7 protein-coding genes and 1 tRNA gene are annotated in these 9,817 nt (G+C 69.6%); 1 reads left to right on the top strand and 7 read right to left on the bottom strand.

What is annotated here, in order from left to right; genetic code table 11:
- The 7 genes from Vqi01_RS29280 to Vqi01_RS29250 all read right to left on the bottom strand — a co-directional run.
- On the bottom strand, positions 1 to 451 hold a 451-nt coding region (locus Vqi01_RS29280; protein ID WP_204038378.1), incomplete at its 3' end, for a hypothetical protein.
- Between the two features lie 296 nt (positions 452 to 747).
- Entirely contained in the window at positions 748 to 1,896 is a 1,149-nt protein-coding gene (locus Vqi01_RS29275; RefSeq protein ID WP_204038377.1) for a phospholipase D-like domain-containing protein, read from the bottom strand.
- Between the two features lie 156 nt (positions 1,897 to 2,052).
- Positions 2,053 to 2,127, bottom strand: a tRNA-Val gene (locus tag Vqi01_RS29270).
- 87 nt (positions 2,128 to 2,214) lie between these two features.
- Complete coding sequence (locus tag Vqi01_RS29265) at positions 2,215 to 2,679, bottom strand: peroxiredoxin (RefSeq protein ID WP_204038376.1); 465 nt, start codon at positions 2,677 to 2,679, stop codon at positions 2,215 to 2,217.
- Between the two features lie 59 nt (positions 2,680 to 2,738).
- Positions 2,739 to 3,176 (bottom strand): DUF3052 domain-containing protein, encoded by a 438-nt coding sequence (locus tag Vqi01_RS29260; protein WP_204038375.1) that lies wholly within the window; start codon positions 3,174 to 3,176, stop codon positions 2,739 to 2,741.
- Positions 3,177 to 3,288: 112 nt separating this feature from the next.
- Positions 3,289 to 6,138, bottom strand: a complete 2,850-nt coding sequence (locus tag Vqi01_RS29255; RefSeq protein WP_204038374.1) for a transketolase C-terminal domain-containing protein — start codon at positions 6,136 to 6,138, stop codon at positions 3,289 to 3,291.
- A 184-nt stretch (positions 6,139 to 6,322) separates the two neighbouring features.
- Entirely contained in the window at positions 6,323 to 6,727 is a 405-nt protein-coding gene (locus Vqi01_RS29250) for a secondary thiamine-phosphate synthase enzyme YjbQ (RefSeq protein WP_204038373.1), read from the bottom strand.
- A 199-nt stretch (positions 6,728 to 6,926) separates the two neighbouring features.
- Here Vqi01_RS29250 and aceE point away from each other — a divergent pair, with 199 nt between their 5' ends.
- Complete coding sequence (gene aceE / locus Vqi01_RS29245) at positions 6,927 to 9,671, top strand: pyruvate dehydrogenase (acetyl-transferring), homodimeric type (RefSeq protein WP_204038372.1); 2,745 nt, start codon at positions 6,927 to 6,929, stop codon at positions 9,669 to 9,671.
- Positions 9,672 to 9,817: the final 146 nt, after the last annotated feature.

Below are 9,817 nucleotides of genomic sequence, written 5' to 3'. Positions count from 1 at the left end.
GGGACAGCATCACCAGACCACCTCGCCTATTGCCGGCCGCTCTAATTGGACGATATTGGTGCGGTCGTCTGTCTCGACGGTGGGTGTCGGTTGCGCTCGGCGTGTTGGCGTGACGTGGAGCGGCCACCGCGTGATCCTCTTCGGGTTCCTTCCACAGAACTTGAAGAAGATGAAAGCGGTGGCCGTGGCTGTTGGTGTGCCGCAGGCGGTGGCTCGGGGCGAGCAGGGTGGTGCGGCGCGTCGGGATGAGCTTGTCGGGTTCCGTCGTTCGTTCTATGGCTGCCTGACGTCGTGTGCGGATGCGTTGTTCGAGCTCACCGACGCGGTGTTGTGTGTGGATGGTCCGGTGGTGTCGCTGGCGGGTTGTTTTCGACGTGGTCACGGTGCTCTTTACGACGCGTCGGCGGCCGGTGTCGATGTCGGCGGGGTGCGGGATCTGCTGGTTGATCAACTGTCAGGTGATGGGCCGGTGACGTTCGCGGTGGATGTGAGTGCCTGGCCGCGTCCGGATACCGAGTGTTCACCGCAGCGGTTGCATTGTCACCGGCCGTGCCGCTGCTCAGTAGCTGGTGGTTGCGCCACACGCCTTCCCGACGCGCTCCGAGGCGTTCGATGGCGCGCTGGGATCTCGTGTTGCGCAGGTCGGTCTTGATCGCGACCCGTCCGACGCCGAGCACCTGCTGGTGGCTCCCCTCCGCCTCGCCCTCCGCGCGAGCACCTCGGCCCGTCCCTGACCACCCTGGCGGTTCAGCTCTGCGGCAGGCCCGCGGCGCGCAGCGCCCGGAAGTTCGACCGGTACTGGTCGTGGATGGCCGCCGACTGGATCTGCAGCAGCGCCTCGTCGCTCTCCCGCAGCGACTGGTCGGAGTAGTTGTGGCTGCCCGTGATCACTGACTTGGTGTCCCGCAGGCCGCTGTACGTCCCCTCGATCAACATGTACTTCGAGTGGACGATGTGGCTGCCGCTGATCCGGTAGAGCTTGATCCGGGCGTGCCCGCCGAGGATGCTCCGCACGTCCCCGCCCATCTCGGTGTAGACGACGTCGACCCGGCACTTTCGGTCGGCCAGCTCACGCAGCTTGGTGGCGATCGGTTTGCGGCTGAAGTCCCACATGCCGATCCGGATGATGGTGTGTCCGGTTTCGGTGCCGACCGAGGTGTTGCCCTCACAGGTGACGTTCTTGTCGAGCGTGTTGTAGATCGTGTCGGTGCTGGCGCTCGAGCCGGCGCGCGGGAAGAAGTACGACTTCGCGTCGCCGCTGGAGGTGGTCCGGTAGTAGTCGTTGTTCTTCACCTGGGCCGCCAGGTCGTTGAAGTAGGCGACGTACGCGTTGTAGACGGCGGTGTTCCCCACCAGCGTCACCGTGTTGTTCCAGTTCCGTTCCGCGTCGTCGTTGGTCAGGTTCGCCGAGCTCTGCACCAGCACGTTCATCGTGCCGGACGTGTCGGAGAAGAGGAAGAACTTGTTGTGCATGATCGACGAGTTCAGGTTCCCGATGCAGGCCCGGCCGGTCGTGCAGATGGTGACCCAGGACGGCTTGGCCCGGCTGGTGCCCAGCTTGGCGACGAGATCGACGACCGCCGGGGAGTCCCGGGAGTTGGCGTCCACGACCAGTTGAACGTTGACGCCCCGATCGTGCGCGGCGATCAGGTCGTTCGACATCCGGGGGAGGGTGAAGTGGAACATCGCGATCCGGATGGTCGAGCCCGTAGCGGCGTTCTGGATCAGACCGCGCAGATGGTCGACGATGGCGTACTGCTGGCTGGCGATGGTGGGATTGTTGAAGATGGCGCCGCTGGTCACGGCGGCGGTGACCGGCGCGGCGGAGGTCAGGACTGTGGCCGCGAGGACGGCGGTGAGGGCGGTGGCGAGGGCCCGACGGATGGCCTGACACATGAGCTGACCGTAGTTCATATGTGACTCTCCGCGGCCCCGGACGTTCGCGCCGCCCGGCGCGAACGGGGGAATCCGGTGGCACGGTCACCTCGGCCTTGATGCAACCGCCGTTGCTGTCCCGCCCCGGAGAGCTGATCTCCGGGCCGTCCTTTGTACTGGTGGGCGCGGCAGGTTTCGAACCTGCGACCCCTCGCTTGTAAGGCGAGTGCTCTCCCACTGAGCTACGCGCCCGGAAACGCCGTGCGGCGGACCGGCGGTTGGCAGCTTACCCTGCCGCCCACCGGCCCGGCCGGACGCCTCATACCGGTCGGGACCGGGTCAGCCGGCGGTTTCCGCCAGGGCCTTGTGCCAGCCCTGCTGATCGCGGGGGTCGCCGGGCAGGTTCACCTGAGCGAAGCGGACGATGCCGGTCTTGTCGATGACGAAGGTGCCCCGGTTGGCGACCCCGGCGACGTCGTTGAAGACCCCGTACGCCTGGGCGACGGCACCGTGCGGCCAGAAGTCGGACAGCAGCGGGAACTGGTAGCCCTCCCGCTCCGCCCAGATCTTGTGGGCGTAGACCGAGTCGACGCTGACGGTCAGCACCTGGACGTCGTCGTTGACGTACTTGTCAAGGTTGTCCCGCACCTCGTTCAGCTCACCCTGGCATAGGCCGCTGAAGGCCAGCGGGTAGAAGACCAGCAGGACGGTACGCCGGCCACGCAGGTCGGCGAGCCGGACCTCCTGGTTGTTCTGGTCCTTCAGCACGAAGTCCGGTGCCTCGGCACCAACCTCGATCGGCATGTGGCACTCCTCGGAATCGGGTATCGGGATGGCCTCAGCCCGTCACAGCGTCCACCGGGTCACTTCCGGCCCTTGGCGCCGCGACGCAGCACGAGGCGGGCACCGCTCCAGTCCTTGCCGGCGTTCACCGTCGAGGTCTGCTGGAGGCCGGCGGTGGGAGCGGACTCGGCGATCTCGCTCGGCTCGACGTGGCCCTCGCGTCCCGCCTTGGGCGTCAGCAACCACACGACCCCGTTGTCGGCCAGCGGGCCGAGGGCGTCGACGAGAAGCTCGAAGAGATCACCGTCGCCGTCCCGGTACCACACCAGCACCGCGTCGACCACCTCGTCGGTGTCCTCGTCGACCAGTTCCCCACAACGGTCGGTCAGGGCGTCCCGGAGATCCTGGTCGACGTCGTCGTCGTAGCCCATCTCCATGACGACCATCCCCGGCTCGATGCCGAACCGGTCTGCCAGGCTGCGTACCCCGTCGGCAGCCTGACCAGCGGTCGCGCTCACTGTCGCGTGCCTCCTCATCTAGTGCAAGTTCACGGCGTCGGGTCGACGCCGTAAGGCAAAGTCCACACAGTTGTGCCCTCCTGCGCAAGTGGCGCACCGGGTGGAACGAAATTTACCGTGCCAGCAGCGTACGGGCACCCTGGGTGATGGCCTCCTCGGACACCAGGACCTGACGGGCAGCCGGACCTAACGGCACAAAAGAGTCAACAGCGGCCACTCGGCGCACGGCACCGACATATCCGGCATCCGCCAGGGCGGCGATCACCCCTTCGCCCACCCCGCCGGAGCGCCGCGTCTCGTCCACCACCAGCACCCGGCCGGTCGCAGCGGCTTCCCGGATGAGGTCGGCCACCGGCAGCGGCGCGAGCCATCGCAGGTCCACCACCCGGCACCCGATGCCCTCGTCGGCCAGCGTCGACGCGGCCCGCAACGACATCCGTACGCCGTTACCGAAGGTCACGATCGTCACATCATCGGCGGAGCCGACGCCGTACACGCGGGCCCGGCCGACGGGTACGTGCCCGCTCGCCCAGGCCCCCGGATCGAGATAGCCGGCCAGCCACTCCCCGTCACCCTCGTGGTAAAGATCACGGGTGTGGTAGAGCGCGATCGGTTCCAGGAAGACGCAGACGCTGCCGTCCACCGTCGCGCTCGCCAAGCAGGTCCGCAGCATCGCCGCCGCGTCGTCGGGACGGGCCGGCACGGCGATCACCAGGCCGGGCACGTCCCGCAGTACGGCCACCGAGTTCTCGTTCTGGAAGTGCCCCCCGAAGCCCTCCTGGGACGCCAGGCCCGGCACCCGGACAACCATCGGGTTACGCAGCGCGCCCTGCGAGAAGAACCCCATGCTCGCCGCCTCGCCGCGCAACTGGTCCTCGGCGCCGTGCAGATACGCCAGGTGCTGGATCTCCGGCACCGGCAGCATGCCGGCCAGCCCCGCGCCGAGACCGAGGCCGAGAATCGAGGTCTCGTCGAGCAGCGTGTCGAACACACGAGCCGCTCCGAAGCGCTCCCGCAGACCCTTGGTCACCCCGTACATCCCGCCCTTGACGGCGACGTCCTCGCCGAAGACGGCCAGCTGCGGATGGTCGAGCAGTCCGTCGGTGAGCGCGGCGTTGATGCTCTGCGCGAGCGTGAGCGGGCCGGTCAGCTCGGGCGGCTTGCCACCGAAGGCCTCGGCCCGGCCCGCCGCGCCCACCCCTGCGGCCCGGGTACCGGCATCGGCCACCGCCCGTGCCACCCGGGCCGGCCGGCGCGGCGCCAGTGGGGCGATCACCTCTGCCGGGCTGGTCAGCTTAGGTTCGTCGAGTACCTGCTCGGCGATCCGGCGGATCTGCCAGCCGATCTCGTCGTACCGGTCGAGCAGCTCCGCGCCACTGGCCAGGCCTGCCTCGACCAGCCGGCGCGCGGTCGCGACCACCGGGTCGGCGGCCAGGTCGGCGGCGATTTCCTCGGCGCTACGGTACGCGCGCTCGGCGTCCGCGCCGGCATGACCCATCAGCCGTACGGTGCTCATGTGCAGCACGGCCGGGCGTCGGTGCCGGCGCACCCAGTTGGCCGCCTCGGCCGCCGCCTGGTACGCCCCGACCAGGTCGGCGCCGTCCGCGGCGAAGTACCGGATGCCGGGCTTCGACCGCAGCGCGGTCGCCACCCAGCCCTGCGGCGAACGGACGCTGACTCCCAGGCCGTTGTCCTCGCAGACGAAGAGCACCGGGATACGCAGCCCGGTGTGGTCGTACCAGCCGGCGGTGTTGAACGCGGCGGTGGCGCTGGCATGGTTGATCGAGGCGTCGCCGAACGAGCAGACCACGATCGCGTCCGACGCCCAGGGTGCGGGCGACACCGCCGCGTCGGGCCAGGTCGGCAGGCGCCGGGCGTCGAGCCGGCGCAACCGTTCCACGGCGAGCCCCATCCCGACCGCCCGGGGCAGGTGTGAGGCGACGATCGAGGTGGTCGGCACCACGGCGAGATCGACCCGGCCGAAAACCTTGTGTCGGCCGCCGGCGATCGGCTCCTGCGCGGAGGCGACCATCCCGCGCAGCACGTCCCGCGCCGCCTCGGCGTACGCCGGAATCACCGGTCGCCGCACCGAGGTCATCCGCGCGCCGGGCCCGACTTCGTCGTGGTGTCCGGGCACGGCCTCGGTCAGCCGGCCAGAGACCGCAGGCGACCCGATTGCCGCAGGCGGTGCGGCGGTGGCCGCGGGCGGTGCGGCGGTGGCCGCGGGCGGTGCGGCGGTGGCCGCGGGCGGTGCGGAGACCGAGGGGGACCCGGTGGCCGCGGGCGGTGCGGAGACCGCAGGCGGTGGGGAGGCCGCAGGCGACGCGGAGGCCGTCGGGTCGTTCTCCGTGCTCGCGGCGGCTCCGCCGGCCGGGTCGGGCGTGGGCGCGACCCGGCCGATCTCGGTATCGGAGGTGGCACCGCCGGGCGGGGCGCTGCCGTCTACGGCGGCCCGGTCGGCGGTGGCATCGCCCGGGTCGGCGCCGACCGAGCCGCTGGCACCGGCCGAATCACTCGCCGACGCGGCTCGCTGCTCGCCGGGCCCGGACGTCGCCTCCGGACCGGTCGACGTGGCCTCGCCGGCAGGGGTCTCGCCTCCGGTGCCGAAGCGTAGACCGGCGGCCTGGGCGGCGCGTACGCAGTAGAACGCACCGGAGCGGTAGTGCAGCAACGCCGGGTCGGTGGGGCGCAGGGCCGCCGCGAGCGCGGCGTTGCCCTCGTGGCCGGCGGAGCCGATGGTGTGGTAGCCCTCACCGAAGCTGCGCAGCCAGTGTCCGGCGAGGTCGAGTTGCCGGCTGGTGACCTGGGCGTCGAAGAGGGTCAACAGTTGGGCGCCGGTCAGCGGGACACCCTCGGCCACCGGCTGCGTCGGGTCGGCGCGGTGCTGAGGCTCGGGCAGCGCGGCCAGCGACTCCCGGAACCGGTCGTCGAGATCCTGCGGGGTGGTCACGTCCGACAGCATTACCGACTGGAGCACACCTCGCCCACTCGAACACGAACCACCCGGGCCGGGACCCGGCGGGACACGACCGCCCCCGCCCAACACCCCAGCGTTGATCATGAGGTCAGCCGCTGCGGCACTCGATCATGAAGTTGTTGTCGCGACACGCCGGGCGGAGTGACAACAACTTCATGATCAACCCGGGTCAGCCGGGCAGGAAGGAGAGCCGGACCTGCCGGGTGGGGTTGTCGCTGTTGGTGTCGACCAGGCAGATGGACTGCCAGGTGCCCAGGGCCAGGCGTCCGGCGAGGACCGGGAGCGTCGCGTACGGGGCGACGAAGGCGGGTAGCACGTGGTCGCGGCCGTGTCCCGGCGCGCCGTGCCGGTGCCGCCACCGGTCGTCGGCGGGCAGCAGGTCGTCCAGCGCGGTGAGCAGGTCGTCGTCCGAGCCGGAGCCGGTCTCGATGATGGCCACCCCGGCGGTGGCGTGCGGCACGAACACGTGCAGCAGCCCGTCGCCCTGCCCGGAGACGAACCGCTCCGCCTCGCTCGTGATGTCCCGGACGGTCGGCCGGGAACCGGTCCGGATGGTGATCACCTCACTGCGCATACGACACATTCTGTCCCATCGCTGCCCAGCCGCACCCATCTCCTCCGGCCCCCGCCTCTCCGACGGGACGTAGCGCAAAGTTACTGACGGGTACCTGTGTCGAGCGTCGCCTCTCGGACGGGTGGAGGTGACGACAAGCGTCGGGACGGGGCAGGATGGGTGCTAGAGACCTATCCCACACACAACCGAGGGACCGCCTGTGGCTACGGAACGCAAGCGCCCGGTCATCACTGCCGGCCTGCCGAGCCAGCTTCCGGACATCGACCCCGAAGAAACCACCGAATGGGTCGAGTCGCTCGACGGTGTCATCGACCAGCGCGGCACCAAGCGTGCCCGCTACGTCATGCTGCGTCTGCTGGAGCGCGCCCGCGAGCGCCAGGTCGGGGTGCCGTCGCTGACCACCACCGACTACATCAACACCATCCCACCCGAGCGCGAGCCCTGGTTCCCCGGCGACGAGCACATCGAGCGCAGGATCCGGGCGTACGTGCGGTGGAACGCGGCGATGCTGGTGCACCGCGCGCAGCGCCCGGAGATCGGCGTCGGTGGGCACATCTCCACCTTCGCCAGCTCCGCGTCGCTCTACGAGGTCGGCTTCAACCACTTCTTCCGGGGCAAGAACCACCCGGGCGGCGGCGACCACATCTTCTACCAGGGCCACGCCTCCCCCGGCATGTACGCTCGGGCGTTCCTCGAGGGCCGGCTCAGCGAGAGCCAGCTCGACGGCTTCCGGCAGGAACTGTCGCACCCCGGCGGCGGGCTGCCGTCGTACCCCCACCCGCGGCTGATGCCGGACTTCTGGGAGTTCCCCACGGTCTCCATGGGGCTGGGCGGGCTGAACGCCATCTACCAGGCCCGATTCAACCGGTACCTGCAGCACCGGGGCATCAAGGACACCTCCGACCAGCATGTCTGGGCGTTCCTCGGGGACGGCGAGATGGACGAGCCGGAGACCCTCGGCGCGATCGGGGCGGCCGCCCGCGAGGAGCTGGACAACCTCACCTTCGTGATCAACTGCAACCTGCAGCGGCTGGACGGACCGGTCCGCGGCAACGGCAAGGTCATCCAGGAGCTGGAGGCGTTCTTCCGGGGCGCCGGCTGGAACGTGATCAAGGTGGTCTGGGGCCGGGAGTGGGACCCGCTGCTCGCCGCCGACACCGACGGCGCGCTGGTCAACCTCATGAACACCACGCCGGACGGCGACTACCAGACCTACAAGGCGGAGTCCGGGGCGTACGTCCGGGAGCACTTCTTCGGCCGGGACTCGCGCACCCGCAAGATGGTCGAGGGCCTGACCGACGAGGAGATCTGGAACCTCAAGCGCGGCGGCCACGACTACCGCAAGCTCTACGCGGCCTACAAGGCGGCGACGGAGCACACCGGCCAGCCGACCGTGATCCTGGCCAAGACGATCAAGGGGTGGACGCTCGGCTCGCACTTCGAGGGCCGTAACGCGACCCACCAGATGAAGAAGCTGACGCTGGAGGACCTGAAGACCTTCCGCGACCGGCTCTACCTGGACATCCCGGACTCGGCGCTGGAGGAGAACCCGTACCTGCCGCCGTACTACCTCCCGGGCGAGAAGTCCGACGAGATGCAGTACCTGCACGAGCGGCGTCAGCAGCTCGGCGGTTACCTGCCGAGCCGGCGGACCAGCGCGAAGTCGCTGGCCATCCCCGGCAGCGAGCGCTTCGCCGACATCAAGCGCGGTTCGGGCAAGCAGAAGGTGGCCACCACCATGGCCTTCGTCCGCCTGCTCAAGGACCTGATGAAGGACAAGGACTTCGGCAAGCGCTGGGTGCCGATCATTCCGGACGAGGCGCGTACCTTCGGCCTGGATTCGATCTTCCCGACCGCCAAGATCTACTCGCCGCACGGCCAGCGCTACACCGCCGTCGACCGGGAGCTGTTCCTGTCGTACAAGGAGTCGACCGTCGGGCAGATCCTGCACGAGGGGATCAACGAGGCCGGGTCGGTCGCCTCGTTCACCGCCGCCGGCACGTCGTACGCCACTCACGACGAGCCGATGATCCCGATGTACATCTTCTACTCGATGTTCGGGTTCCAGCGCACCGGTGACGGGCTCTGGGCGGCGGCGGACCAGATGACCCGCGGCTTCCTGCTCGGCGCCACCGCCGGACGCACCACGCTCAACGGCGAGGGCCTGCAGCACGAGGACGGTCACTCCCTGCTGCTCGCGGCCACGAACCCGGCGGTCGTCGCGTACGACCCGGCATTCGCGTTCGAGATCGCGCACATCATGGAGAACGGCCTGCACCGCATGTACGGCGAGAAGCAGGAGAACGTCTTCTACTACCTCACCGTCTACAACGAGCCGATCCACCAGCCGGTGGAGCCGGAGGGCGTGGACGCCGAGGGCATCCTCAAGGGCATCTACCGCTACTCCCCCGCCCCGGCAGCCGGCGACGACGCCCCCCGGGCGAACCTGCTGGCCTCCGGCACCGGCATGCAGTGGGCGCTGAAGGCACAGCAGTTGCTCGCCCAGGACTGGGGAGTGGCCGCCGACGTCTGGTCGGTGACCTCCTGGACCGAGCTGCGCCGCGACGCGGTGGAGTGCGAGGAGTACAACCTCCTGCACCCCGGCGCGGAGCCGCGGGTGCCGTACATCCAGCGCAAGCTGGCCGACGCCGACGGGCCCAAGGTCGCGGTCAGCGACTGGATGCGCGCGGTGCCGGACCTGATCTCCCGCTGGGTGCCGGGCGACTACACCTCGCTGGGCACCGACGGCTTCGGCCTGTCGGACACCCGGCACGCGCTACGCCGGCACTTCCACGTCGACGCCGAGTCGATCGCGGTCGCCACGCTGCGGCAGCTCGCGCTACGCGGGGTGGTACCAGCCCACGTACCGGCCGAGGCGGCCAAGAAGTACGCCATCGACGACGTGACCGCCGCCCCGGTCGGCGAGACCGGCGGCGACAGCTAGGAGATGTAAGGAAGGGCCCCTTATTAACGCCTCGTGTATTAAAAGGGCCCCTTTCTAACAGCCGACAGGCGAAGCAGCCGACAGGCGAAGCAGCCGACAGGCGAAGCAGCCGACAGGCGAAGCAGCCGACAGGCGAAGCAGCCGAC

The organism is Micromonospora qiuiae, assembly GCF_016863555.1.
Lineage (GTDB): Bacteria > Actinomycetota > Actinomycetes > Mycobacteriales > Micromonosporaceae > Micromonospora > Micromonospora qiuiae.
Note: the sequence above shows the minus strand (reverse complement) of the source record. Positions and strands in the feature narration are given on the sequence as shown.